General features: G+C 62.8%; 27 protein-coding genes and 2 tRNA genes. 14 read left to right on the forward strand and 15 right to left on the reverse strand.

From position 1 onward, the window contains the following. Window positions 1-22 precede the first annotated feature (22 nt). Window positions 23-667 carry a helix-turn-helix domain-containing protein gene (locus M0R89_RS07315; RefSeq protein WP_248651898.1) on the forward strand — a complete coding sequence of 215 codons (645 nt, stop codon included), beginning with the start codon at window positions 23-25 and terminating at the stop codon, window positions 665-667. A gap of 42 nt (window positions 668-709) precedes the next feature. On the opposite strand, the gene M0R89_RS07320 is transcribed toward M0R89_RS07315, so the two are convergent. Genes M0R89_RS07320 through M0R89_RS07330 form a run of 3 tightly spaced genes read right to left on the reverse strand, consistent with a single transcriptional unit; the run spans window position 710 to window position 4,064 of the window. Continuing rightward, entirely contained in the window at window positions 710-1,528 is an 819-nt protein-coding gene (locus M0R89_RS07320) for a mechanosensitive ion channel family protein (RefSeq protein WP_248651899.1), read from the reverse strand. A gap of 42 nt (window positions 1,529-1,570) precedes the next feature. Next, window positions 1,571-2,626, reverse strand: coding sequence for a cytochrome d ubiquinol oxidase subunit II (locus M0R89_RS07325; protein ID WP_248651900.1), 1,056 nt, complete (start codon window positions 2,624-2,626; stop codon window positions 1,571-1,573). Then, window positions 2,619-4,064, reverse strand: coding sequence for a cytochrome ubiquinol oxidase subunit I (locus M0R89_RS07330; RefSeq protein WP_248651901.1), 1,446 nt, complete (start codon window positions 4,062-4,064; stop codon window positions 2,619-2,621). The genes M0R89_RS07325 and M0R89_RS07330 overlap by 8 nt, the downstream gene beginning before the upstream one ends. 254 nt (window positions 4,065-4,318) lie before the next feature. Here M0R89_RS07330 and M0R89_RS07335 point away from each other — a divergent pair, with 254 nt between their 5' ends. Further along, a complete protein-coding gene (locus M0R89_RS07335; protein ID WP_248651902.1) occupies window positions 4,319-4,729 on the forward strand; it encodes a DUF8146 domain-containing protein in 411 nt (136 codons plus the stop codon). Window positions 4,730-4,762: 33 nt separating this feature from the next. Here the strand turns inward: M0R89_RS07335 and M0R89_RS07340 are convergent, their stop codons facing one another. Beyond that, on the reverse strand, window positions 4,763-5,218 hold the full coding sequence (locus M0R89_RS07340) for a DUF5814 domain-containing protein (protein ID WP_248651903.1): 456 nt from the start codon (window positions 5,216-5,218) through the stop codon (window positions 4,763-4,765). A gap of 141 nt (window positions 5,219-5,359) precedes the next feature. Here M0R89_RS07340 and M0R89_RS07345 point away from each other — a divergent pair. Beyond that, window positions 5,360-5,432 (forward strand) — tRNA-His (locus M0R89_RS07345). Between the two features lie 531 nt (window positions 5,433-5,963). Here M0R89_RS07345 and M0R89_RS07350 read toward each other — a convergent pair. Beyond that, a complete protein-coding gene (locus tag M0R89_RS07350) occupies window positions 5,964-6,644 on the reverse strand; it encodes an SOS response-associated peptidase (protein ID WP_248651904.1) in 681 nt (226 codons plus the stop codon). A 135-nt stretch (window positions 6,645-6,779) separates the two neighbouring features. Continuing rightward, complete coding sequence (locus M0R89_RS07355) at window positions 6,780-7,964, reverse strand: CBS domain-containing protein (protein WP_248651905.1); 1,185 nt, start codon at window positions 7,962-7,964, stop codon at window positions 6,780-6,782. Between the two features lie 188 nt (window positions 7,965-8,152). On the opposite strand from M0R89_RS07355, the gene M0R89_RS07360 reads away from it, so the two are divergent. Both M0R89_RS07360 and M0R89_RS07365 read left to right on the forward strand, forming a co-directional pair. After that, complete coding sequence (locus tag M0R89_RS07360; protein ID WP_438267677.1) at window positions 8,153-9,364, forward strand: RNA-guided endonuclease InsQ/TnpB family protein; 1,212 nt, start codon at window positions 8,153-8,155, stop codon at window positions 9,362-9,364. Window positions 9,365-9,424: 60 nt separating this feature from the next. Next, window positions 9,425-9,814 (forward strand): cupin domain-containing protein, encoded by a 390-nt coding sequence (locus tag M0R89_RS07365; RefSeq protein ID WP_248651907.1) that lies wholly within the window; start codon window positions 9,425-9,427, stop codon window positions 9,812-9,814. A gap of 3 nt (window positions 9,815-9,817) precedes the next feature. Here the strand turns inward: M0R89_RS07365 and M0R89_RS07370 are convergent, their stop codons facing one another. Next, window positions 9,818-9,994 (reverse strand): hypothetical protein, encoded by a 177-nt coding sequence (locus M0R89_RS07370; protein ID WP_248651908.1) that lies wholly within the window; start codon window positions 9,992-9,994, stop codon window positions 9,818-9,820. 248 nt (window positions 9,995-10,242) lie between these two features. Between M0R89_RS07370 and M0R89_RS07375 the strand changes: the two genes are divergently transcribed. The 9 genes from M0R89_RS07375 to M0R89_RS07415 all read left to right on the forward strand — a co-directional run bounded on the left by M0R89_RS07375 (window position 10,243) and on the right by M0R89_RS07415 (window position 18,149). After that, a complete protein-coding gene (locus tag M0R89_RS07375) occupies window positions 10,243-12,297 on the forward strand; it encodes a DEAD/DEAH box helicase (RefSeq protein ID WP_248652245.1) in 2,055 nt (684 codons plus the stop codon). A gap of 153 nt (window positions 12,298-12,450) precedes the next feature. Further along, window positions 12,451-12,702: a HalOD1 output domain-containing protein gene (locus M0R89_RS07380; RefSeq protein WP_248651909.1), complete on the forward strand. Its 252-nt coding sequence runs from the start codon at window positions 12,451-12,453 to the stop codon at window positions 12,700-12,702. Window positions 12,703-12,808: 106 nt separating this feature from the next. After that, window positions 12,809-14,620, forward strand: coding sequence for an SLC13 family permease (locus tag M0R89_RS07385; RefSeq protein ID WP_248652246.1), 1,812 nt, complete (start codon window positions 12,809-12,811; stop codon window positions 14,618-14,620). A gap of 78 nt (window positions 14,621-14,698) precedes the next feature. Further along, window positions 14,699-14,771, forward strand: a tRNA-Pro gene (locus M0R89_RS07390). A 97-nt stretch (window positions 14,772-14,868) separates the two neighbouring features. After that, window positions 14,869-15,135: a DUF7563 family protein gene (locus M0R89_RS07395; RefSeq protein WP_248651910.1), complete on the forward strand. Its 267-nt coding sequence runs from the start codon at window positions 14,869-14,871 to the stop codon at window positions 15,133-15,135. After that, window positions 15,132-15,746 carry a hypothetical protein gene (locus M0R89_RS07400; RefSeq protein WP_248651911.1) on the forward strand — a complete coding sequence of 205 codons (615 nt, stop codon included), beginning with the start codon at window positions 15,132-15,134 and terminating at the stop codon, window positions 15,744-15,746. Before M0R89_RS07395 ends, M0R89_RS07400 begins: the two co-directional genes overlap by 4 nt. Continuing rightward, a complete protein-coding gene (locus tag M0R89_RS07405; RefSeq protein WP_248651912.1) occupies window positions 15,743-16,258 on the forward strand; it encodes a DUF488 domain-containing protein in 516 nt (171 codons plus the stop codon). Before M0R89_RS07400 ends, M0R89_RS07405 begins: the two co-directional genes overlap by 4 nt. Beyond that, window positions 16,255-16,491 (forward strand): hypothetical protein, encoded by a 237-nt coding sequence (locus tag M0R89_RS07410; protein ID WP_248651913.1) that lies wholly within the window; start codon window positions 16,255-16,257, stop codon window positions 16,489-16,491. The genes M0R89_RS07405 and M0R89_RS07410 overlap by 4 nt, the downstream gene beginning before the upstream one ends. After that, window positions 16,488-18,149: a DUF7845 domain-containing protein gene (locus tag M0R89_RS07415; protein ID WP_248651914.1), complete on the forward strand. Its 1,662-nt coding sequence runs from the start codon at window positions 16,488-16,490 to the stop codon at window positions 18,147-18,149. Before M0R89_RS07410 ends, M0R89_RS07415 begins: the two co-directional genes overlap by 4 nt. 606 nt (window positions 18,150-18,755) lie before the next feature. Here M0R89_RS07415 and M0R89_RS07420 read toward each other — a convergent pair. From M0R89_RS07420 to M0R89_RS07450, 8 genes are all read right to left on the reverse strand, one after another. Beyond that, on the reverse strand, window positions 18,756-19,310 hold the full coding sequence (locus M0R89_RS07420; protein ID WP_248651915.1) for a hypothetical protein: 555 nt from the start codon (window positions 19,308-19,310) through the stop codon (window positions 18,756-18,758). Then, a complete protein-coding gene (locus M0R89_RS07425) occupies window positions 19,303-19,500 on the reverse strand; it encodes an AbrB/MazE/SpoVT family DNA-binding domain-containing protein (RefSeq protein ID WP_248651916.1) in 198 nt (65 codons plus the stop codon). Before M0R89_RS07425 ends, M0R89_RS07420 begins: the two co-directional genes overlap by 8 nt. Window positions 19,501-19,824: 324 nt before the next feature. Beyond that, complete coding sequence (locus M0R89_RS07430; RefSeq protein WP_248651917.1) at window positions 19,825-20,793, reverse strand: hypothetical protein; 969 nt, start codon at window positions 20,791-20,793, stop codon at window positions 19,825-19,827. A gap of 111 nt (window positions 20,794-20,904) precedes the next feature. Continuing rightward, window positions 20,905-21,165: a hypothetical protein gene (locus tag M0R89_RS07435; RefSeq protein WP_248651918.1), complete on the reverse strand. Its 261-nt coding sequence runs from the start codon at window positions 21,163-21,165 to the stop codon at window positions 20,905-20,907. 498 nt (window positions 21,166-21,663) lie between these two features. Further along, window positions 21,664-22,365, reverse strand: a complete 702-nt coding sequence (locus tag M0R89_RS23420; RefSeq protein WP_368408860.1) for a DUF3800 domain-containing protein — start codon at window positions 22,363-22,365, stop codon at window positions 21,664-21,666. Window positions 22,366-22,871: 506 nt separating this feature from the next. Then, a complete protein-coding gene (locus M0R89_RS07440; protein WP_248651919.1) occupies window positions 22,872-24,296 on the reverse strand; it encodes a ThiF family adenylyltransferase in 1,425 nt (474 codons plus the stop codon). After that, window positions 24,296-24,709: an E2/UBC family protein gene (locus M0R89_RS07445; protein WP_248651920.1), complete on the reverse strand. Its 414-nt coding sequence runs from the start codon at window positions 24,707-24,709 to the stop codon at window positions 24,296-24,298. Before M0R89_RS07445 ends, M0R89_RS07440 begins: the two co-directional genes overlap by 1 nt. Beyond that, window positions 24,696-24,917, reverse strand: coding sequence for a hypothetical protein (locus tag M0R89_RS07450; RefSeq protein WP_248651921.1), 222 nt, complete (start codon window positions 24,915-24,917; stop codon window positions 24,696-24,698). Before M0R89_RS07450 ends, M0R89_RS07445 begins: the two co-directional genes overlap by 14 nt. Window positions 24,918-25,664 lie beyond the last annotated feature (747 nt).

The following is a 25,664-nucleotide window of genomic DNA, read 5'->3' on the forward strand; positions in this document are numbered from 1 at the left end:
GGCGCGCCCCCATCTCCGGTAGATGCACGAAGCGGTCCTCGGAATCGAACACCCCGGCGCGTACGCGGCGGCCACCGCGGGCACCGACACGACGGTCGAACTCTGGTGCAACGACCACTGCGACCTCCTGCACGTCGGCGGCGAGGGCGGCGCGGCGGTCGTCGCGCACGTCGAGGACGCCGTGGGCGTGCGCGAGCGAATCGCGGAGGGCGACGAGCGCCTGCTCATCACCGACGAGTGTCTGAAGGCCCGGGAGGACGACCCCATCGAGGCGACGCTGGCGGCCCACGACTGCCTGCTCGTCCCGCCGCTCCGGTACGCCGAGGGCCGGAAGTGGTGTCGCGTGCTGGCGCTCGATTCGGCCAACCTGACCGCGTTCTACCGCGACGTGGCCGCCGAGTTCCCGGTCGTCGTCGAGTCGAAGCGCGAGGTGGCGTCGGTCCGGGCCGACCGACCGCTGCTCACGCTCGACTCGGCGCTTCCGGACCTCTCGCCGCGCCAGCGCGAGGCCCTCGTGACCGCGGTCGAGATGGGGTACTACCGGATTCCGCGCGACGCCACCACCGCCGAAATCGCCGACGAGTTGGGCGTCGAGCGCCGCACCGTCGAGGAACACCTTCGGCGGGCCGAGAACAAGGCGGTCGCCGGACTGGCGCAGTACCTCTGAGGTCGAGGCAGTCGATACAGTCGAGACCGGCCAGACCGCCGGTTACCAGTCTTGGGGCAGTTCGATGCCCGCCCGCTCGAACCGGCGACCGACGCGCCGGAGGTACTCCGACCGGATGGTCACGAACGCCTCGCGGGAGGGTTTGTCTATCCAGTAGCGGGCCTGCACGCCCGCTCGGCCGTTGTCGAGCGAGACCACCCTGACCGTCGGCGACGGGCGGTCCAGCACGTCGTCGTGGGCGCGGGCCTCCTCCACGAGGTGGGTGGCGACCTTCCCGAGGTCCTCGTCGTCGCCGACGTGGAAAGTGTGAGAGACCCGCCGGGGCGACTTGGCGACGGCGTTGACCACGGCGCTGGTGGCGAGTTCGGAGTTCGGCACGGTCAGCAGTTCGTTGTCGAAGGTCCGGACGCGCGTGACGCGGAAACTGATATCCTCGATGATGCCCTCCTTGTCCTGCCAGCGTATCCAGTCGCCGATGTTGAACTTCGGGTCGGTGACGATGAAGACGCCGCCCACGAGGTTGGCCGCGATGTCCCGACTGGCGAACCCGATTGCGACCGTCAGCGCCGCGACCACCGTCGGCGGGACCGAGAGCAGGTAGCCGTAGTCGGCAACGTCGAGCGCCAGTCGGAGCGCGACGACGATGACGGCGACGTGGAGTATCTTCAGCAGCGCGTTCGCGGCGGTCCGCGGGACGTTTCCGCCGTCGAGCGCCTGGTCGAGTCCGGGTTCGACGACCCACCTGCCGACCGCGTACGCCGCCCCGAACGTGACCAGAAATTCCAGAACGCTCCACGCGACGCCGAGATAGCCGGTCTCCGGTACGTCTGGAATCCCTACCTGCAGACCCAGCCCAGTCACTCCCGGAGCGACGGCCGGAACGGCCCTGAACGTTCCGGCCGGTCAGTACGACTCCTCGGGGTCGATGGGGCCGCTGAACGCCGAGTAGAGGACGCCGAAGTAGGTCAACACCAGCGGAATCAGGAGCGCGGCCCCGGCGGTCAGCAACTCGACGGCGGGCGCGCCGATGATGGCCTCCTCGACCGTCAGGCCGGTCCCCGGTTCCACGACGGGGTACAGCAGGACCGCGACCAGCGAGACCAGCGCCCCGGTCAGACCGCCCGCCGCCCCGAGCGTGACGTAGGGGTAGCCCCGCCGGGCCGCGACGACGTAACCGCCCGCGAGCAGGACCGACCCGGCGACGAGCGCGATTGGGGCCGGTGACAGGAGCGCGTCGCGCATCGCAGGCCGGAGCGCCAGCAGGACCAGCGCGACCGAGACCAGCGCGAGGTACGCCGCCGTCGCTCGGACGCCGTAGTCGGGCATCGCCTCGGCGAGCGGACCGGTGGTCTTCAAACGGAGGAACGCCGCGCCCGCGGCGACGTTGAGCGCGACGACGGCGAGACCGATTCCCAGCGAGGCGGGCGCGACGCCGGAGACGCCGAGCAACCAGTTCCCGGCGAAGACCCCGAGCAGAAAGGGCGCGCCGACGCTCCCGGCGGCGAAGGCTCGGCCCCACCACGTCCGCCACCGCCGGTCCTCGCGCTGTTCGTAGAACTCCGGAGCCATCCCTCGCAGAACGAGCGCGGCGAGCACGCCGAACAGCAGGAGGTAGTGGCGACTGAACAGCGCGGCGTACACCGCCGGGAAGGCCGCGAACAGGCCGCCGCCGAAGACGACTAGCCAGACCTCGTTGCCGTCCCAGAACGGGCCGATGGCCGCGAGACACTGCTCGCGCTCGCGTTCGCAGCGTCGGCGCTCGCTCTCGGTGGCGTTTCGCGCCGTTCGGCCCCGCAGGGCGAAGATGGCTCCGACGCCGAAGTCCCACCCGTCGAGGAACAGGAATATCGCGAGGAACGCGAACACCACGCCGAACCAGAGGTCCGAGAGCGCGACCCCGAACCAGACCGTCTGGGAGGCGAGCGGACCGACCGCTCCGGTCGAGAGCGGGTCAGTCATCCTCGCTAACCTCCGTCGGGGTCGGCGCTGGCGCTCGGTCGCGCACGGGGTCGGGGAGGCTCTCCCCGTCCTCGACCTTCGGCCCTCGCCGAATCAGTCGCCCGACGACGTAGGTGTACAGCGAGAGCAGGACGGCGTAGCCCCCGACGAATCCCGCCAGCGTCAGGGTCGCTTCGGTGGCCGTGAGGCCGGGCGAGACGCCCTCGGTGGTCTTCATCACGCCCTGAATCACCCACGGCTGGCGACCGACTTCGGTGACTATCCAGCCGAGTTCGACGCCGAAGATGCCCAGCACCGACGACGCCATCAGCGCCTTCTGGAGCAGGCGGTCCTCGAACAGTTCGCCGGTCCACCAGCGATAGCCTGCCCAGAACGCGAGCAGGACGAACCAGAACCCGAGCGCGACCATCGCCCGGAACGACCAGAAGACGACCGCGACCGGGGGCGACCCCTCGAACTCCTCGAGGCCGGTAATCTCGGCCTGCGGGTTCCCGCCCGAGGCGAGCCACGATGCCCCGCCCGGTATCCCGATGCCGAAGATGTCCTTCGCCCGCGGGTTCAGCAGGTCGTCGACGCTGGTCGGGAACGCGACGATGTACTCGGGGACGTAGCTGTCGGTCTCCCAGACCGCCTCCATTGCGGCGAACTTCTGGGGCTGTGTCTCGGCGACGTGTCGCCCGTAGGCGTCGCCGTGAATCACCTGCAGGGGTGCGGTGATAATCAGCGCCACCAGCGCGACTTTGAGCGTCGCGCGCCAGAACTCGGCGTCGAGATTTCCCCCGTCAACGACGCCGAGGTGCCGACGCCGGTAGACGTGGTAGGCCCCGACGCCCGCCATGAACAGCGCGACCGAGAGGACCGCGGCGTTCTGCATGTGGACGAACATCCACGGGAACCGCGGGTTGGCGTAGGCCGCGATGGGGTCGGTCAGCAGAATCGTCATCTCGCCGCTCTGTCGGGCGACCTCGAACCCGCGCGGGGTCTGCATCCACGAGTTGGCGACCAGAATCCAGACCGCCGACAGCCACGTGCCGAGGCCGACCATGAGCGACGACACGAAGTAGAGCCTATCGCTCACGCGTTCGCGGCCGAAGACGAACACTCCGAGGAAGGTCGCTTCGAGGAAGAACGCCATCATCCCCTCGACCGCCAGCGGACCGCCGAACAGTTCCCCGGCCGCCGCGGAGAACGCCGCGAAGTTGGTCCCGAACTCGAATTCGAGGACGAGACCGGTGACGGTTCCGACCGCGAAACTCACCGCGAAAATCTTGGTCCAGAACCGCCGGAGTCGCTCGTAGAGGGACTCGCCGGTCCGAACCTCCTTCCACGTGAAGTAGACGAGGAACGGCGCGAGACCCATGCTCATCACCGGGAAGACGATGTGGACGATAGTCGTGACCGCGAACTGGAGTCGGCTCGCCGTCGCGGGGTCTACCACCCTCCCACCTCCGGATTCCGGCGGTCTTCGGCCGAGTCGTCCGGACGAACATGGCGCTCTCGGGTCATCGTGTTCGCCGGTACGATTTCGGTGGCCAAGTGGTGCCGCCCGGTTCTCGGCCGAACGGAATCGGGGTCGGATTCAAGTGAGTTGACTTCCAACTCTCTAGGTTCGCCCGGCCGTCTCGTTCCCGCCGTTTCTTCCCGGCAGTCTGACCAATGCTTAAGTGGCACCGCGTGCGACCTATCACCAAGATGGGTAACAAGAACAAGACTATCTCGTTCCGGGTCAACGAGGACTCCTTCGAGACCCTCCGGGAGATAGCCGAGGAGCGGGACATCTCGCTGTCGGCGGTGTTCCGCGACTACGTGGACACGCTCGTCGCCCACGACGGCCGGGTGCAGGTCGTGCCCGAGACCGAACTCGGCGAGGAGACCGGGGGCAACGAGTTCCCGCCGAAGGTCGAGGTGCCGAAGAGTTTCATCCGCGAACACGAGCGACTCGAACTGGAGGCCGAACACCTCCGCGAGCAGTTACAGGAGTACAAGCAGTACGCCAACAGGCTTCAGGAGGAGGTCGAGGCGAACGACGACGTGGAGGAGGTCGTTCACCTCGAAGAACTCGACGAGGAACTCGACACCGACGAGACGTACCGACTGGGGTAGCCGTCTCTCTATCGGCGCTCGCGCCCGTTCGGTCTATCCGGACAGGCTCTCTTTCTTCCGGCGCGCCTTCGACTCCATCTCGCCGTCGCCCTCGACGCCGGCCAGTTCTTCGACCGCTTCGAGCGTCCGGACCGAGTTGTCGAGGAACGAGAGGATGTCGCCGGGGTAGGCGTACACCATGTAGTCGTCGGTCATCACGTCCACGATGGCCTCCGGTCCCATCCCTTGCTCGCGCAGGCGGAGGAGATAGCGCATGAACTTGCGCTCGGGACACCCGCAGTACGGGTTGCTCTGGCAGTCGCAGTCGAGGAAGTCCTCGGCGAAGTCCAGCACCCGCTCTTGGGTCGTGTCGTCCAACTGCGCGAGGTTGTCGCCCTGAAACAGCATGTCGAGCGTCGCGCCCTTGAACGCGCCCTTCGGGATGTTGGTCTCCAGTTGAGACCCGATTTGGCGGTGGTTCTTGACGTAGATTTTGTCGGTGACGGCCACGCTTGCCCGTCAGTTGGGCGCTGGCGCTGAAAAGCGTGTCGTCGCCACGCCCACCGTTTCGACTGGAGTCTGCCACCGCCTGACAGTATCGTAGAGAGTCGTAACGTATTTTAATCGCAGGCGTCTACGCTCAGGTGCGTGTCCGGGTTGGGGTAGTGGACCATCCTTCAGCCTTGTGGAGGCTGAGACGCGGGTTCGATTCTCGCACCTGGACCTTCTTCCGCGAGCAAAACGGCGAGCATCGCGTAGCGTGTGCTCGCTACGTGCGAGCGGAGATGTTCTCCAGAGGGAACCACCGTCCGACGCCCCGAACCCACCGTTTCAATCGTTGCGAAACGACTTCAGACTCGCTCTGAGCGGCCCACAGCCACCTCCTTCGGCGGAGAACCCGGCCCATAACAAAGTCCGAACCGGCCTTTGGAAGCAAATGCGCCCGACGGCTCGGGCGCGGAACGTGCAAGCAGACGGCCGTTTCCGGCGATGCCGGAGGCTCTGGTGGTGGGCTGGCCTCCCGCCGTCGTGTCACCAACCCTCCCGCGAAAGTTCTCGTTCCGGCGGCCGCGAACTCTGCAACCTCTCCTTTCGGTTCGACCGGTGTCTTCCGGTGGGACTCTGCGACGCGGACGCGACGCTGCGATGCGACTCTGCGACGCGGTTCTCGGTTCTCTACTCTCCGACTCGATTCTCCGATTCGGCTCCCGGCGTTGTTCTCTCGGATTCCACGCGAAACGATGGGGATGTAGTCTCAGAACTCGTCCAGTCCCGTCTGTACGTCCTCCTCGGCAGGGACTTCCTCGACGAGTTCGGGGCCGTCGTTTCTGGGGTCGTCGACCGCCGACGAGACCGGGTAGGCGCGCATCTCCGCGGCGGGGTAGGGGTCGAGCAGGTCGGCGAGGCCGTCCTCCGAATCGGCTTCCAGCCACCGCCGTTCCTCCCCCGGAGAGAGCATCGCCGGCATCCGGTGGTGGACCGCCTCGACCACCGCGTTCGGTTCGGTGGTGACGACGGTGAACGTCGCGTCTCGGCCTTCGGTCCCGGGTTCCCAGAGGCCCGCGAACGCGAAGGGCGCGCGGTCCTCGCGCTCGATTCGGTACGGTTGGGTGCCGGTGGGCGTCTGCTTCCACTCGTAGAAGCCGTCCGCGAGGACGAGACACCGGCGCTCGGCGAACGCCTCGCGGAAACTCGGTTTCTCGGCCAGCGTCTCAGCCCGGGCGTTGACGTGGCCCGACGAGGGCGTGTCGTCGCTCCACCGGGGAACCAAGCCCCACGTCGGGAACCTGACGGCGTCGGGGTCGTCGCTCCGGACCACGGGGTGGCTCTGGCCCGGCGAGACGTTGTACCGGGGTTCGAGCGGTCGGACCGGTTCGGCGTCGAACCGCTCGCGGACCTCCTCGGGCGGAGCGAACAGCGAAGTTCTGCCGCACATACCGGGAACTCCGGCGGGCGTACGAATAAAACGCTCCGGCTTTCGGCGCACTCCGCCAGTCAGTTCCGGACCCGCACCGCGAACAGTCAGCGGTATAATTCGTCTCGAAGTCGGAACCCGGGCGCCCCCGGCGCGTTACCGCGACGGCTGTTCGGTCTCGCGAACCGGCTGTTCGGCCGGCGTGATGCGGTCGGCCCGGCCGCTCTTCTGGATGATGTCGAAAGCGGTCATCAGGTCCGTCCGGGAGACCAGTCCCGCGAGTTCTCCGTCGGCGTCGATGACCAGCAGGCGACCGATGCCGTGTTGCTGTATCTGCTCGAACGCGCTCATCGCGTCGTCGGAGGCCGGAATCGTCTTCAGGTCGCGGGACATCACGTCGCCGACCGTGTAGGCGTCGCGCTCTACCTCCGAGACCTGCCGGGCGTCGTCGAGCGTGACCATCCCCACGAGTTCGCCGTTCTCCACGACGGGGTAGCCGGTGTGGCGCTGGCGGAACATCGCCTCCATCAGTTCGGCGACGGAGTCGTCGGGCGAGACGGTTTCGAGGTCGTCTGCAGTCGTCATCACGTCTCGGACGCGCACGTCGCGGAACGCGGCGTTCATGACGGTCTGTTGGGCCTCGCTGGTCGCGCCGATGTAGATGAAGAACGCGATGCCGATGAGGAGCCAGTTCCCGCTGAACAGGCCGAACAGGCCGAGGACGATGGCGAAGATCTTGCCGACCTCGGCGGCGGTCTGGGTCGCGTCGGCGAACGACCGGTTGCGGGCCAGCAGCGCCCGAAGGACGCGCCCGCCGTCCATCGGGAAGCCGGGCAGGAGGTTGAATATCGCCAGCGTGATGTTTATCAGCGCGAGGTAGCCGAACAGGAACTGGACCGCCGGTAGCCCCCCGGTGACGAGGACGACGCCGTAGGAGAGGGCCCCGAGCGCGACGCTGACCGCGGGACCGGCGACGGCGATGAGCAGTTCCTGTTTCCACTCCTCGGGGGTCTCGGTCAGGCGCGCGATGCCGCCGAAAATCCACAGCGTGATGGAGTCGATGGGGAAGCCAAAGCGCATCGCCACCAGCGAGTGGCCGAGTTCGTGGAGGACGACCCCGACGAACAGTCCGATCGCCGCGACGGCGCCGAGTACCAGTTCCAGATTACCAGTCGTGAGCGTCGCGCTGTCGAGTTCGGTTCCGAAGAGCAGATTGAGACTCTCGACCAGCGACCCCACCTGCGTGCCGATGAGCCACGCGAACACCGGCAAGACGAGTAGGAACGTCAGGTCGAGTTTTATCGGAATCCCGAACGCCCGCCCGACAGTGAAACTTCTCATACCTATGCGTAACCGTGGCAGGGTATTAACAGTGGGGTCGCGCCGGACTCTCCGGCCGACGACCGCGTCTCGCCGACGATTCCTCGCGGTTCCCTCGCCCGATTCGACCGAACGCTTCGGCGAACGAACTTATTACTTGCGGCCAAGCCAAAGTATTCAAGAGGCCCCCTGAGACACTGACGTACAACGTGGCAGACACCGAATATTGCAGACGGACCGCAGTCACCGGACTTTCCGTGTCTCCGACGGACGCCGCACGGCTTCGCGAGTTGGTCGACGCGTGGAAGCGCGGGTGCCAACTCGCGGTCAACGAGGCGTGGGGTGTCTGTCACACGAGAAGCGAAGTCCAACAGCTCGCGTACGACCGCCTGCGCGAGGAGACGTCGCTCGGCAGTCAGCACGCGGTGTTGGCGACCCACCGGGCGGCCGAGGCCATCAAGCGCGCCCGCCAGCGCGATACCGACAAGCCGGAGTTCACGAGTCCGACCGTCGCGTTCGACACCCGGACGATGACGGTGTTCGACGACCGGACCGTCAGCCTCACGACGACCGGCGAGCGCGTCCGGTGCGACTTGAAACTCCCCGCCGGCGACGGCTACCAGTCGCGCTACCTCGACGACGAGGACTGGGAACCCGCCAAGAGCACCCTCCACTACCGCGACGGCGAGTTCACCTTCCACCTCGGCTTCCGGACGCCCCGGCCCGCCATCGACCCGCCGACCGAGGGCGCGACGGTCCTCGGCGTCGATTTGGGCGTCGAGAACCTCGCCGTCACCAGCACCGCGCGCTTCTTCGACGCAGGCGAACTGAACCACCGCCGCGAGGAGTTCGAGCGGGTACAGGCATCGCTCGAAGCCACCGGCACCCGGAGCGCGGCCCGGACCCTCCGACAGGCGGGCAACCGCGTCGACCGCTACGTCCGCCAGCGCCTCCACGAAGTTGCCAACGGCATCGTCGCCGAGGCCGAGGAGTACGACTGCGAGTTGATAGCCTTCGGGGAACTGACCGAGGCCGTCGACCTGCTCCCCGAGGCCGACCCGTACCACGAATGGCTGTTCCAGCGTCTCCTCTCGTTCGTGGAGTACCGCGCGGCCGAGCGCGGCATCGCGGTCGTCGAAGTGAATCCGGAGTACACCAGCCAGCGGTGCATGGAGTGTGGCTTCACCCACCCGCAGAACCGGAATCTGGACGCGAACCAGTTCGAGTGCCTGAAGTGCGAGGCGTCGGCCCACGACGACTACAACGCCGCCAAGAACATCGCGTTCCGGTGCGTCCGCCGGGGACCGCTCTCCTCCCGGGGTCTCGGTGCCGCGGCGTGCGCGTTGCAGTCGGGAGTCGTGACGCCCGACGACGGATTCACGCCGTACGCGGAGTTGTCCGAGGCTCCGCGGTCGGACTGAGTGGGGAACCGGTCTCGCCTCCGACGCAACTTTTTACCACTCACGCGCGTAGGTCCGAGCATGAGCCAGCAACCGAAGCCACTGATTCGACGGAGCGGAGACATCGAGTACGAGGACGTGGGCGCGGCCGAGGGGATGCGAAAGGGCGTCCTCGTGGACGAGAGTCGCGGCGCGCCGAACTTCGCCATCCGCCGGTTCGAACTCGACCCCGGCGCGTCGGTGCCCGAACACACAAACGAGGTCGAACACGAGCAGTACGTTCTGTCCGGTGAGTACACGGTCGGCATCGACGACGAAGAACACACCGTGAGCGAAGGCGATTCGCTCCTCATTCCGGCGGGCGTCGTCCACTGGTACAGAAACGAGAGCGAGGAACCGGGCGCGTTCCTCTGCGCCGTGCCCAACGGCGACGACGAGATAGAACTGGTAGAAGAAGGGCAGAAGTCGTAGAAGCTATTCGTATTCCGGAAGCGAGACGAGGGCCTGAATGTCAGCGGAAATCCACGCGTCGGTGTCCGACCGGTCCTGCATTCGGACCGTCGGCTTTCCGCCCGCGTCGTCCTCCTCTATTTCAAGCGTCACTTGTTCGTCAAACCGCTCGGGTAACCGCTTGTTGTGTTTCCCCCTCATAGTTGGTCGGTCTGTGCGCACTCGGCGCTTACCACGAGACGGTCTTTGTTATTTGCCGGTTGCCGAGTCGGTAGTGTCGGAGTAACGCCGTGCCACGTCAGTTATTGCCGGCTTACCTCGCGGTATGGCGGCGTTTCCGCCGGTCCATCTCTGTCTGCCGGTCGCCTGACGCCGGCGACCCTGCGACCTCGGGCCCTCGAATCCTCGGTTCCGAATCGCTCAAATACCGCGAGCTATTACCCGTGAACGTGTCGAAGCAGGTCCCGCAGGTAGACGCGCTGTTCCTCCACGAGTCGTCCGGCGACTACGTCGCGGTCGTGAATCGGGACGACGAGCGCGTCTTCCGAGCCAAACTCGAACTGAAGGAGACGAGCGCCGGTCCGCGCCCCGGCAAGTTCCGCGTCAAGCGCGGCACCAGCGAGGAGCCGCGCAGTCCCGACCAGTTCGTGGAGATAGCGCGCAGAGCCGACCGCATCCGCATCTCCCAGCAGACCTCTGCCGAGGCCCGCGCGGAATTACAGGAGATGCTCGACGCCTACCAACTCGACGCCAAGGCGGTCCGCACCTGCCGGTTCTGCGCGTCGAGCGGCCACTACTCGCCCATCACGAGCGACACCGCGGTCGATACCGGCGACGAGTACATCTGCCCCGACTGCGCGAAAGAGGAGTTGGAGCGCGAACTCTCCTTCCAGGGCGACATGACCCGCGAGGCCCAGGACCGACTCGAGGACCTCCTGCTCGAAGTGCAGGACCTCGAACGCATCACCAACCTGCTGAAGGGGCAACTCGACCCCGACCTCACGAAGTTCGACGAGATAAGCGCGAACGTCGAGGACGTGGACAACATCCGGGTCGATTCGCTCGACCTCCACCCGGGCATCCAGAACCTGCTGGAGTCGCGCTTCGAGGAACTGCTCCCGGTCCAGAGCCTCGCGGTCCAGAACGGCCTGCTCGACGGCGAGGACCAACTCGTCGTGAGCGCCACCGCGACCGGGAAGACGCTGGTCGGCGAGATGACCGGCATCGACCGCGTGCTGAACGGAAAGGGCAAGATGCTCTTTCTCGTTCCGCTTGTCGCCCTCGCCAACCAGAAACACGAGGACTTCGAGGACGAGTACGGCGACCTCGTGGACGTGACCATCCGGGTGGGCGCGAGCAGGGTGCGAGACGACGGCCACGCCTTCGACCCGAGCGCCGACGTCATCGTCGGCACCTACGAGGGCGTCGACCACGCGCTCCGGACCGGTCGCGACCTCGGCGACATCGGGACCGTCGTCATCGACGAGGTCCACACCCTCAAGGAGCAAGAGCGGGGACACCGCCTCGACGGTCTCATCGCGCGTCTCAAGCACTACTGCGAGACCCGCGCCAGCCAGCGCAACGACTACGGCGGCGCGCAGTGGGTCTACCTCTCGGCGACGGTCGGCAACCCCGGTTCGCTGGCCGAGTCGCTGGAGGCCAACCTCGTGGAGTTCGAGGAGCGGCCCGTTCCGCTCGAACGCCACGTCACGTTCGCCGACGGCAAGGAGAAGCCCGACATCGAGAACAAACTCGTCCGGCGCGAGTACGACACCAAGTCCTCGCAGGGCTACCGGGGCCAGACCATCATCTTCACCAACTCCCGGCGTCGGTGTCACGAAATTTCCCGCCAGTTGGAGTACAGTTCCGCGCCCTACCACGCCGGACTCGACTACGGCCGCCGGAAGAAGGTCGAGCGCATGTTCGCCGACCAGGACCTCGCGGCGGTCGTGACCACGGCCGCGCTCGCGGCCGGGGTGGACTTCCCGGCCTCGCAGGTCATCTTCGACACGCTCGCGATGGGCATCGAGTGGCTCTCGGTACAGGAGTTCCACCAGATGCTCGGGCGGGCGGGTCGCCCGGACTACCACGACCGCGGGAAGGTGTACGTCCTCGTGGAACCCGACACGGCCTACCACAACAGCATGGAGATGACCGAAGACGAGGTGGCGTTCAAACTCCTCAAGGGCGAGATGGAGAACGTCCAGACGCTCTACGACGAGAGCTCCGCGGTCGAGGAGACGCTGGCCAACATCACGGTCGCCGGAGCAGAGGCGAAGCGCCTCGGCGACCGGATGATAGGCGAGATTCCGACCAAGCACGCGCTCGGAAAACTGCTCGAGTACGGCTTCATCGACGGACTCGAACCCACCGACCTCGGCCGAGTCGTCACGAGTCACTTCCTCGCTCCCGACGAGGCGTTCAAGATTCTCGACGGGGTCCGGAAGGACAACCACCCCTTCGAAATCGTCGCCGAACTCGAACTCCACGGCGAGGAAGAGTGACGCTCCTCCCGTCTCCACTTCGTGCGGAGCGACCGGAACGGGACGATTCGCCCTCGCGTCTGACGTTCGTCTGACTGGTTTTAATAAACCGTAACCCCGAACCTCAATCCAATGGCCACAGCTAACGGTAAACGGCCGTGTCCGGGTGGCTCCGTGGTTCACGAGACGCGTCACGACGGCGACGCCGTCTCGATTAGCGAGACTATCATCGAGGCGGTCGCCGCTGCCGAGGGCGTAGACCCGACCGACCGCGACCTGCAACTCTACGAGGCGGTCGACCTCGAAGCTCTCGACGCGCTCTTCGACCGCCGCTCGTCCGACGGCCACTGGCAGTTCGAGTTCTCCGTCGACGACTATCTGGTGGTCGTGACCGGCGACGGCAACGTCTCGGTCTGGGAACGGTGACGCCGCCGGCCGTTACGGCGCCGAGACCGGCCGCCTCGCGAAGTCAACACCATTTTTATTTCCGCCGTGAGTCGTGTTGGACGTGGCACTCTCGCTGACGCCGAGCATCGTCGTCGTGTTCGCGGTCATCCTCGCGGCGTTGGTGCTGTTCGCGACAGAACCGGTCCCCATCGACATCACCGCCATCGGCATCATGGTCGCGCTGATGGTGCTGGAACCGTGGACCCGGGTCTCTCCTGCCGAGGGCGTCTCCGGATTCGCCAGTTCCGCGACCGTCACGGTGCTGGCGATGTTCATCCTGAGCTACGGCGTCCAGCGGACCGGCGCGGTCCAGATTCTCGGCCGGAAGATAGCGGCGTTCACCAAGGACGACGAGAACCGGCAACTCGGCGCGACCATCGGCGTCGTCGGCTCTATCTCCGGGTTTATCAACAACACTGCGGCGGTCGCCATCCTGATGCCGATGGTGACCGACCTCGCCCACGAAGGTAAGACCTCGCCGTCGAAACTCCTGCTCCCGCTCTCGTACGCCTCGATGTTCGGCGGCACGCTCACGCTCATCGGCACCTCGACCAACATCCTCGCTAGCGACCTCGCGGCGCAACTCGGCGCCCAGAACCCCGAGGCGTTCCCCGGCCTCCACGCGTTCTCGATGTTCGAGTTCACCAAACTCGGCGTCATCGTCTCCGTCGTCGGCGCGGCGTACCTCATGACGGTCGGCCGGTGGCTCACCCCCGCGCGAATCCCCGTTCGCGAGGACCTCACCGAGGAGTTCGGACTGGAGGAGTATCTGACCGAGGCGACCGTCACCGCCGATTCGCCGCTGGTCGGCCGGACCGTCGCCGACGCGCTCGACGACACCGAGTTCGACGTGGACCTCGTGCAACTCATCCGGGAGGGCCAGACGTTCGTGGAACCGCTCGGCCCGAAGGAGATTCAGGCGGGCGACATCTTCGCGCTCCGGACCGACCGCGAGACGCTCGTCGGTCTCATCGACGCCGAGGGACTCCGACTCCTGCCCGACGTGAGCGTGGACGAGGACGAACTGGAGAGCGGTAACGCCGACCAGAGCCTCGTGGAAGTCGTCATCGCGCCGCGCTCGTCGCTGGTCGGCGAGACGCTCGCCTCCGCCAACTTCCGGGACCGCTACGACGCAACGGTGCTGGCCCTCCGGCGCGGTCCCGAGTACATCCGCAAGCGCATGGACCACGCCGAGTTGCAGGTCGGCGACACGCTGCTCGTGCAGGCGACCCCCGACAGCATCTCGCGCCTGAACGTCAACCGCGACTTCATCGTGGCTCAGGAGATAGAGCGCCCCGACTACCGCGAGTCGAAGATTCCGCTCGCCATCGGCATCGTCGGGGCCGTGGTCGCTGTCGCCGCCCTCGACGTGCTTCCCATCATGGTCTCGGCGCTCACGGGTGCGCTGGTGATGGTCCTGACCGGCGTCCTCAAGCCCCCGGAGGTCTACGACGCCGTGGAGTGGGACGTCATCTTCCTGCTGGCGGGCGTCATCCCGCTGGGAATCGCGATGCAGCAGACCGGCGCGGCCGACCTGATAGCCGACTTGCTGGTGCTGTCGGCCGACTTCATGCCGCCAATCGCGGTGCTGGGCCTGTTCTACATCGTGACCGCGATGCTGACCAACATCGTCAGCAACAACGCCAGCGTGGTGTTGATGATTCCGGTCGCGGCCGAGGCCGCCGCCCAACTCGACGCCAACGCCTTCGCGTTCGTCCTCGCGGTCACCTTCGCGGCCTCGACGGCGTTCATGACGCCGGTGGGTTACCAGACGAACCTCTTCGTCTACGGCCCCGGCGGCTACAAGTTCACCGACTACGTCCGGGTCGGCACCCCGCTCCAGATGCTGTTCGCCGTCGTCACGACCGCCGGTATCGCGGCGATATGGGGCGTCTGACGCCGCGTTCCGACCTCGCGTTCCGCGTGCGCCTAAACGAAACGCTTTACAGGGACTGCCGCGCTAGTAAAAATACGCGGGACCGTGGGGTAGCTTGGTATCCTTTCGGCCTTGGGTGCCGATAACCCCGGTTCGAATCCGGGCGGTCCCATACTGTATAAAAGTAAAGCGGCCATTTTTGCCGCTTCTAAGCGCCTCAGAATCGGTCTGAGTTGCACCGCTTTCGGTGCCGGGAGGTGCTGGTTCTGATGGCTGTCCGGTTACCCGACTCGGACAGCGACCGCACTACCTGCGACTACTGCGAAGCACACGTCACGGCCCATTTCCGGCGGACCTACGGAACTGAGGACCGGCGTGCGAAGCGGTGCCCAGTGTGCGATTCGTGGCCGCGAATCGAACACGGGTCTGCCCGCGGTGAGGCCGTCGACCATCCCGACCCGCAGGAGTACAACGCTCGAACCGGCGGGAAGGAACTCCGCCGGAAGTGCGTGGCCGACGGAGGTGACGGACTGTGAGCGCTCTCGCGGAACCACTGTGGCCCGACGAGAGCGCGAACCTCTCCGCGTACTGGCCCGAGAAAGGCCCGGCGTTCGCTGACTTCGACGAGCGCCTCGGGACGCTCACCGTCGTTTTCGAGCAGTTCGTCCCCGACGATCACTGGCCCCATCAGGACGACGACGAACCCCGGCCACGTGCGGTGTATCTTCGCGATACCGAACAGTACCGCAATAGCGAGGTCTGGACGGAGCCGCCGATTCGGCGGGCGCTCGTTGAGGATCTGCTCCAGGTCGCGCGCTACGTCCAGCACGAGACGACGCTCGACGTGCTCGCGGTCCGCACCCGGCCGCTCGCGATGGGCCACGTCGGGGTCACCGTCTCGTGGGCGAGTGACCGCGGGTACCAGTACGGTCAGCACGGAAGCGCGACCGACGGGACGGTCTTCGAGGGGTTCGTCTTCGGCACGCCGCGTCACTGGACCGACGACGAGTCCCGTCGGCCGATTCTCACGAGCGACCGCAATCCGCTCAACGGAAGCGTCGAGTGGCGGCCGTTCGAGGAGAGCGACCGCCCCGACGCGAGCGCCCAGACCGGCCTGAGCGCGTTCGCAGGGGGTGACTCGGTGTGACAGTCCACACGACTTACTTCGGCGGACTCAACGCCACCGTCTCGCCCGCAGACGACGCGCTCGTTCTCGGCGTCGTTCGGTATCCGAAGGAGTTCGTCCATCGCGTCACCGACCGGAACGTTCCGGCGGTCGCACCGCCCGACGACCTGCTCGACGCATTCAAGACCGTCAAGGAGGCTGCCGACCGCGACGGTGTCACGAATCCGAGCGGGGCGGCCTGGCGGACCGTCGACTTCGAGGATCGGTATCGATCTCATCTCGACGGTTCCGGTCCTCGGCAGGTTCTCACCGAACTGCGCGACCGCGTCGCCCATCGCGATGTCTGGTTCGTCTGCTGGGAGAAGGACCCGCGGTACTGTCACCGCCGCGTGCTGGCCGAGGTCCTCCTGGAGGAGTGTGACGACCGAGTCGTCCATCATCCCGCCCCGGCGGACCTCGAAGAGTTCAGCGATGCCCAAGACGGTCCGGATATCGCTCGACTCACCGAGTTCTCTGGAGGTGGGACTGCGTGACCTCCGACCAGGTTCTTGAGTCCATCGATGCCGCGGTCGACCACGCGACTGTTAGACAGAGTTCGGTGACGGTTCGGGCACGACTGGCGCTCGCCCGAACCGCTCTTCGCGACGAACGGGACGACGACGCCGTCGACCACCTCGGCGTCGCGCTCGACCGTGCTCGCCGCGACCGCGTCGCGGGCCTCGTGGAAGACGCACTCCGAGCAGTCGAGGAGGGCGGGTCGCGATGACCCACGTTGCAAGCGCGCCGCACGAACTCAAGGCCAACCTCAATTACACTGAGTACGGACTCTCGCCGTACTGGGCCGTCTCGAATCTCCTGATTCGCGAGTACGACGGATACGCCTCGGACCTTCAGTTCGAAATCGGCGGCGAGACGTGGGACGTAGAGTTCGCCTATCAGTCCGGCGGTATCGCGCCACGCCTACAGGATGATGTCGGTGGTGAAACGCTCTACGAGCCGAAAATCAACGTCCGCGGCGACGGAGAGCGGAAGGCCGACTTCCACATCCGACCGCGGTACGAGGGAATGACAACTCCCGAGGGCTCGCGAATCAGTTCACCGTTCGACCGCGATTCGCTCCCCAACGAGGGTTATAACGTTCGGGTACAGGGAAGTAATCTGGAACCACACGAGTACACTAAACTGCTTCCAGCAATCGTGCAGCGATTAGGTGCCGAGGTCAGTCAGCGAATTAACCCGGACTACTTCACGTCGGGCAACCTGCACGCCTCCTCGAACGTCGACGAGTACGAGCGGTACGTTCGACTCCGGCGCTCGATGAATCAGAAGGTCATCGGTACCAGCGGTATCCTGCAGAAACTCCACTTCCTCCTGCTCGACCAGGAAGGCGTCAAGTACTCCATCGACGTGGACAACGAGGACGTGGTCGGGAAGATGCACAAGATGCCGCTGGACCGGTCGGCGATTCGCGAGGTCCCGCTTGGCTCTCGCGGTAAGCAACTCAAGAGCTACTTGCTGAAGAACCCCGACTCCGTCGACGACACCGACCCGACCTATCACCCGAAGTTCGGCGTTCTGTTCAAGAAGTCGCTAAACGGCGAGAACACGATTCGATGGAGCGAGGTCGACGCTCTGACTCGGGAACTCCACGAGAGCATCGTCAACTTGCTGTACTGGAGCGGTGTGCCGACCGACCCCGACCATACGACGTTCGTGCCCGACGACCACTTTGCGGCAACCGCGTATGAGGAGGACGAGAACTCCACAGTTCGGTTGTTCGACGATCCGACGCCTGACCTCGAGGCCAGTCAGGAGGCGATGCTCGTTCGCCAACTCCGAGAACTCACCGACGCGGACATGGAACACCTGCGGGCGATGACCGACGGTGGTCAGCGTCACTACGACGCGGTCATCGAAGAGGCCGACACCTCAGTCTCGACGCTTTACCGCACACTCAAGCGTTGCGATGCACTCCTCAAGTCCGACAACGGCGTGGTGAAGTGGCGCTCGAAGAAGATCCGGCAGGAAGTCGCCGCGGTGTTCGAGCGCGTCGAGGAGACCGTCGAGGCCGCGGCCGACCAGGCCGCGCGACTGCTCGGGATGGACCCACAGCAGTTGAAGGAGAAAGGCTCGGCCTTCCAAGCGTGGCTGAACCGCTACGGTGCCGAAGTCCTCGACGACGGTACCGAGCCTCGAAGCAGAGTCCACATCAAGATCACGTCGGTCCTCTCGCGGTTCCGCTCGGGGTCGGGCGAGTACATCGCGAAGGTCTTGGAGTATCTCGAAATCGTGTGGTCGAAAGCCGGGTTCGACGCCTCGCTACACGGCGCAGTCATCGAATACAACACGGGCAACGGCTACGAGCGGTTCCGGTACGGCTCGAAGAAACACCAGTCGCTGATGGAGAGTAGCGCGACCCGGTAGCGCGCGACTGGATAGAGACATCTCTATCGTTCGCTGATTCTCCCCGGAACTCGTTTCCTCAAGCCTCAGTCGCTTACAACTGGGAAATTAGGCGAATTGGTGGGTTCATCGAACCGGTCTGGCGCGCGGTCGAAACCGGCGATGATCGATAGGTTCGGCATATTCTGCCGTGATAGCACGAGGTCGCGAGCCGCGCGAGACGGCGTTTGTTCCCGGCGAGCGGGAACATCCCCTTAGAGGGTGTGCCTAAGGGCACCCATCGAAAAAAGTACCCACCAGCTCCGCAAATTCAGCGGAACAGCGGAAATCGAGGTGGAGCGAGGAGAAGGAAAACAGAGTGTGTCGAGTTGGAAGGACCAATCGTGCAGTCGCGCGCGGACGCGGTAGGCCGCGCTCGCCGGGCGCGTTCCAATGGTGTGCCCCCGCCCGTGGGGGGTTGTACTACTCGAATCGTAACACGCGCGTGCGTCTGGTGATAGGAAATTTTCACTTCGGCCGGATGCGGCCGCCGACCGACCACCTCGAACCAGTCCACGTGGGACTGTCGCTCGACTTGAACTCAGTCAAAACAGTCTTCGTCACCTGTTGGAGTAGGAGTCCCCCGAGTCAGGTGGTATCGAGGTCGAAGCAGTCCCGGCACGGGCGGTAGTGGGTCTCGATAGTCTTGCGCTCGACACGGCGGAAGTCGCCGGACTGGTCGCATAGCGGACCGTCAGGAGTCGGCGCGTGCATCACGTCGGTCGACGAATGCTGGACGAGGACCTCGCTCGTGAGCGACCCGAGTGCGGGCACGGTCGGCTTGACGACAGGGTCGAACACGGACGGTTCGGTCGGGCCGATTTCACAGGGGTCTGTCGCTGAATTCGTGCGAAATTCGACGGGACTCTCTGGCTGTTGGGCGAGGAACTCGAGAATCGATTCGTAGCACGACCGGCAGGGCTCAAGGCCACTTCGGCGGACCGTCTCGAGGTCGGCGGCCTGCCAGTCGGTGTCGGCCGACCCGGCTCGACATGTGGCCGTGGGCTCGTCGGGGTCGGCGGTCGGGTCGATACGATGGAAGACCGAGCGGCCGGGTTTGGCGACGACGCGGTCCTGAAGCGCGACACGGACGTTCGAGAACTGACTCAGCAAGCCGTCGCCGAAGACAGCGTCGCTACTCATACGGACTCAAGCCGTCGGCGGGACGGATGGTGATCGCGTCGTCACCTTGGTCGTAGGTGAACAGGAGCTGGTCGCCGATTTCGATGTCGAGGGTCTCGGTGAGGTCCTGCGGGATAGTGACCTGCGTACAACCCGAGCCGTGAATCGCCTTGCGAGTGTCGGCGAACACGGTGACGCTATCGTTACTCATTGCTGGCCTCCTGGCCGCAGCAGGCTCGATCGGCCTCGCAATCGTTGAATCGGCAGGTCGGGCAGAATTCGAGGCCGCCGTTCGAGCGGGTACAGGACGGGCACTCACACTCGCGGTTTCGTCCGGCGGGTGCGCGCGAACTCATGAGCGGTCACCGTCGGTCTTGTAGGTCGTTGCTGGTATCTCGGTGTCAAGTTGGTAGTTCTCCATTGCCATCCTGTCGAGAAACCGTGGTTAGTAAAAAAGTTACTACTGGCGCGAAAACTAACCCTTCCTTTGCCGACAGGACACGCCAGCCACTAGATCACCGTTCAGTAGGCGTGCCTATTCTTCGACGATACGGTCAGCGATATCGGTCCAAACTACGCGATATTCCTCGAGCCCAGCCTTTCCGATTCCGGCTGTGATAAGATCCGACCAGTGAGGCTCGAACGCTTTCTCAAAGACGAATCCCGACTCACTATATGTGCGAATCATCTTCACCCTTTCATCCAACGACGGGGGGTTCCAACTTACCACGGTCTCTATACTAATACTGCTCTGCTCGTCCAGAGAGGTGCTGTAGTCTCGGAGTTTGAATATATAGGTGTCGTCTGCCAGATAGTAGCCGACTTCGCTATGGAGGCCAGTAGCCGTGTATTCCACGTAGTTATCGGTAACGCGGAGGCTGTCCCAACCAAGATCAACCTTTCGAGGATGCTTGATGCTCTGCTCAATAGCCTTGGCCTGGCGTTCAGAAAGATCAGTTCGAGATAGTGGGTCTCCGTTCACGTCTTGAATAGACAGCCCCCATTCGTCCAGTGTTTCTGTAACTTCTGGATCATCAAATGGTGTGTTTGAGTCGTCGTACAATTCATCGACGATGTCCGTGAACTGGTTGTCGAGAGTATCCTCCTCAATCTCGTCAGGCGATGTGTGGCGAAACCGTTCTTGGAAGTCTTCAGTATCCGCAAGAAGTGATTTGATTGAGTCAATACGGTCGTCATTGCTGTACTTCTGTAAGAGTCGCGCCAGTTGGTCACGTTGTTCTGCCGAAAGGGAGAGGTCTGTAAGTTTATAAGATATCTTCTCTCTCTCATCGTCGGTTTCTGTCGAGTTCTCGGTATACAGTAGCCCTACATCGTAAAGCGCCCAGCAGAGGTCGTGACTTATTGCGGTCTTTGTTCCGAACCCCATCTTCTGGAATATCCTATCCATGACGGGGCGGGTCTTGAGATTAATCGGATGTCCGGAACCAGGTTTCGCCGTTACGTGGTACCCTGGCTGGGACTGAGAATCTTTCACGTATGGCATATGCGAATGGGACTTCGTATGTAACTTGTATCCTCTGATGGGCCAGCAACCGAACCTCACCGTACGAACCGAAGAGTGTCAACAGAGTTAGTGACACAGCAGTGGATTTACTCACGGACCAACTGACCAACTGGTTTCGGCCTTGACCGAGAGTTCGTCGGTGTCCAGGATATCAGCGATCTCCTCGGGCGTGACGTTGCCCTGTTTGACGGCGCGCTCCATCAACTCCTCGACCGCGCCGGTTGGGACGGCGGTCGTATCGCCGGCCATTTTGAGGTAGTAGTCGGCGGCTTGGTCGATGGCTTTGCTCTTGGTGTTCTGGCCGGTGGCTTCGAGGAGGTTCTCCAGACGACGCTCGCGCGAATCGGTCATTCTGAGACGCATGAAATTGCACACGCACCCCCGAACGGTAGTTTTCTTCGGTCACTAAACCGGTTTCAGTATTTAAACGAACGCAGGTAAGGCGTGATCTGGCCGGGTGAGCGAGCGCGGTCGCGGTCGATCTCGAGGCGTTTTGCACACATCGTGAGCGCCCGGCGTGTGCAATTTTCGGCGTCGATTTCTCTGGGCGTGTGACCATGGGGGGTCAACAAAGAGAGGCGGTATAGTTTCTGAGGAACCCTTCCTTAGAAATCTATCCTACATATTCCCCACCTCTATTTGTAACAGGTTGAATATGGATACGGTAGAAGAAACCGCCGGTCAAACCTTGGTGCCCCGTTATCGCACGGGGGATAAACGGGGAAACACACTGTTCGTACAACCGGTACGTTAATAACTTATTAGCGTGTACGTGTAGGTGTGAAGTGGCGCGGGAGACAATGATCCCTCACTGAAGGGGTATGAGCCTCCCGTTGCTACTCTGAAGTTCTACCTGAAGAAGCGAAAGTCGTTGAGTGTACTCGCTGCCGTTTCACAGTCTGTTTTCAGTAAATTCCGTCTCCACGAGTACGCCGCAAGGTCTGAAAGCTGGATTCCGGGTGTTCCTCGGCTGTCTCGAGTTTCAAACGAAACAGGCGGTAGTTCGTCCGACGCGAGGTTAGAAACTTCTCGAAGACGCTGAGCAGGGTTCTGCCAAACCTCCGCATCTAGATAGACGCGGACTTGATCAAAGTCACCCGTTTCTAATCGATCTTCTTGACGTAGTGGCGAAAGGATAGACGCCAAAGAGATAGTTTTCAGTGTTTCTCCTGTCTGCTGAGGGCCAACTAAGTCTTCGATAGCGTCCGTACCCGCATCCGAGTTCACCTCATGGAGTGTATACCGCATCGGTTTGCTCACTTGCCAAGGGTAGTTTGTTTGTTGAATCGACGAATCATCGTGGATGCCGCTGCGGAGATACGCGAAGAGCGTGTCCAATACTGGTGGCGGTGTCGACGCTCCCTTCAATTCCCCAATCGAATCCTTACCGAGCTCACTCCCTTCAATGGTGGACATGAGGCGGTCTTTTGTCGGCATTAGAACCTCATTTGGATTTGGTCGTGCGGAGACTACCCAACATCCAGCTACCGCGTAACAGCGATCTGTCTGCGGCTCCCCGCTCTCATCAACAAAGATGTAGAGATAAGACATGCAAATTATTTACACTCTGATACAGGGTCCTTCGTCGGCGTAGTTGACTCCAATCTCGAATCACTTGATTTGTCACCGACCACATCCATGCTCTAACTTAGAGTGAGAGTCAGTTGGGATAAAAAAGCACCCGTTCGCGCGCGCATGAGGGCGGATAGACCGTTTCGGAGGGACTGCAGGATGGTGGGTGGCTACGTGGGTAGTCAGTGGCAGTAGGGTTGCTGGTGGTCAGGTTGGTGGCTGCGGTCTGGAGGTCACAAGGGTTACGAGAGTCGTATGTTCTGACCGAAGCGGACTACGAAGCTGTGCAGGAGATAGAGGGTAGGTTGGAGAACGAATTCCGGCGAAGTGAACGACTGTGTTTTCTATCGGCGGCGGTGAGCAGCGCGTGACATGTACAATTCTGGACGAGCGCTCACGTTCGCGTGTAATCACTGGACCGCGTGGCTAGAAGGGTAGTAGTGAAAATTCAATCTCCTTTGTCAGACAGTAACTGAAACGTGGAATCAAAACGATAACAAAGAAAGTTGGTGAACAGATGGTGACCACTGCCCTTTTTGACAAACGCAGTCGTCAGCTCGATCGGTCGCATACCGCTGGAGATCACACGCCCAGAGGTTGAAGACCACCATTTCATCCCAGATATTCTCCTGATTCAGGAGGTAGGCGACCGCTTGCACAGCCCCCATAGTAGCTGCCATGGTCGTCATAAAGACGTTACTCGGCTCTGGCCCCTCGTCTCGACGGTAGCCATCCTTTACTTCGCGGTCAACCAACTCTTTTGGCATATTCTCTTCACGGATTTTGCCGGGGTCGAGCACATCAAGGCACCACAGGCAAGGACCACCATTTACAACGTGCCGGGCGTCCGCGAAAAGGTCTAGCACCAGACCGTCATTCGCGGTCGGACGCGTTCCTACGTCGATGTACGGAATACCGTAGAGTACCGAGAGTTTGTTCAGGTAGTCCCGAGGGGTGTGTCGGTCAGTACAACCGAAGATGACGTCGCAGTCAAGCAACTCCTCGTCGTAGCTACCAGTCGTCACGTCGTCCTGAATCGTTTCGACCTCCGCAGTCGCCGTCCGACCGAGATGGTCTTCTAGGACCTTCGTTTTCGCTGTTCCTTCCCGCGCTTGTTCGAGTGTTAGGCTATAGAGCCTGTTTGCATTTGAGATTTCTGCCGTATCTGGATCGGCTAACAGTAGCGACCCAATTCCAGCTCGCGCACACTGAATGGCTGTTGCACTGCCAGTTCCCCCGAGTCCGACGATACCGACTTTTGCCGAGGTGAGACGTGCTTGTCCGAGACGGTCGATGAGCTGCAATTGCCGGTCGGCAATCTCCAACGGGTCGACCTCGTTAGTAGTCGACGTTTCGCCCATTCCATCGCCAACGTCGCCAGTGAGGTCTCGTGGAACAGCGTCGTCGAGATTTCGAACGGACCGAATTGGCCGTGATCCACAGCAATTCACCACATCAACCTCGTGTTGGTCGTCCGCATAGTCTATACCGGTCCAGAGCTTTCCTGTGACATCGTTTCCGTGGATGACGAGGCTCCCAAATGCGCCTTGGGCTGAGGACTCAACGAAGTCTCGAAGCCAAGCCTCGTGCATCAGTTCGTCGGCATACGAGAATCCCGGCGGGCCATCGGGATGACTGTGTACAAAGAACGGAACTCTGTCGGTCTGGAAAGACTCACCCATCACCTTCGACTTGTATCTCGTCGTCGGGCGGAGACGCCGCTGCTCTTGGATGTTCCAACGGTTCTCGTAGTTCGGTGGGGCTACTTCTTGGTCTACGACCAGTCGGACTCCAGACGCCGTTTCGACAGGGCGGGTGAGTACGAACCCACCATCTTCCAGTGGAGCAGACTGGTTACAACGGTCTCGTAGTGAGTCCCAGACGTCTCCCAGAATAGTGACTCGAATCATCAACTGAGCTCCCAGAGTCGTTGTTCGATGAACGCCACGTGATCGACGAGATCATTATAGGCCGGGTCCCAATCGGGGTCGCTGCTATCGCCACGGTGCCACGAGAACCGCCGCCATTCTCGTCCTGCAAACCTCTTCGTGCAGTCCGCTTTCTCGGGAAGCTCACCGTTCTGGAGCGTTACTTCGGTTTCGGTCCAGAACATGTCGAGAGCCGTGCGCGGATAATGCCGTGGACCGTGGATATTGACCAGAAGGTCGGTGATCTCCGGGTCGAACTGCTCGGGAAGCTCGAAGTCTCTGAAGATAACGTGGGCCGTGGTCGAGGACTGCTTGATGTCAATGTCGAAACCGTCGGCTTCCAGCGTCTCGATGTCGGCGACGAGTACGTCGGGGAGGTCGTTATCGCCCGGCATTGCGGTCCTTCTCGACGGCTCGGAAGAACAGCGTTCTCTCGGTGGCGGTCCGGTCGATGACCTTATTGAGGGAGACATCGGTTCCCTCCGTGTCGCCCTCGTTCTCCAACTGGAAGACGTCGAAGCTACTGGGGGTACGCCCTGTCGCCGCGACGATCTCCTTCACCGTCGGCTTCGTTTTCTCGATGTCGACCCGCCGCCGGTTCATCTTGATCTGCGCGAGCGGCCGCTCTCCTGCTTTGGACCGATTTTGACCGCCGTCAGTCCGCAGTTGCTTACTCGTCTGATCGTCTGTGCTAACGTTCGCGTGGTTTCCTGCATTCATAGTAATGCACGCACTATCTCCCGTAGTGCGGGGGCGCACCCAATGCCCTGACGACCGTATCCATATCCACAAATTCCTACCTGGATACACATCCAGATCTCGGAAGCGGACCGTAGTCGCCACTCACCCTAACCTCCGCTGGTTCAGGCTTCAGGTACGTAGATTCACTTTGCCCCGGGAAATCCCGGCTTAATGCCGGGGTGGACCTAGCCCGGTGGGCGCGAATCGTTTCAGACCCGCGTTGACTCAAAGTTTATCCGAAAGGGTAATAAGAGTTTCGTTCCGTGGTAATAGTTCACGCGCCCTCTATATGCTATACTTGGTTTGGGTAGCTAATGGCCCTAATGTTCACGCTTTACTAACGCGTCGGATTACACTTTCACTCCGGTCTCCAAACCCCTTTATATGCAAAAACTGGTTAAGGTAAGCCAAAAACAGCAGATATGCACTTAAAGTATAAAAGAGGCTGATTCACTTTCACTTCACTTCAAGTAGATTGGCTGATGATAGCGATATGTCTAAGAAGGCTGAATTGCCGGTAGGAACAATCAGTCCCACCGGGCTAGGTCCAACTGGACCCTCAATGGCATTGGTTATAAAGATAGGGGAAATGGTCTTTCTTTCCTATAG

It is taken from the genome of Halorussus limi (assembly GCF_023238205.1).
GTDB lineage: Archaea > Halobacteriota > Halobacteria > Halobacteriales > Haladaptataceae > Halorussus > Halorussus limi.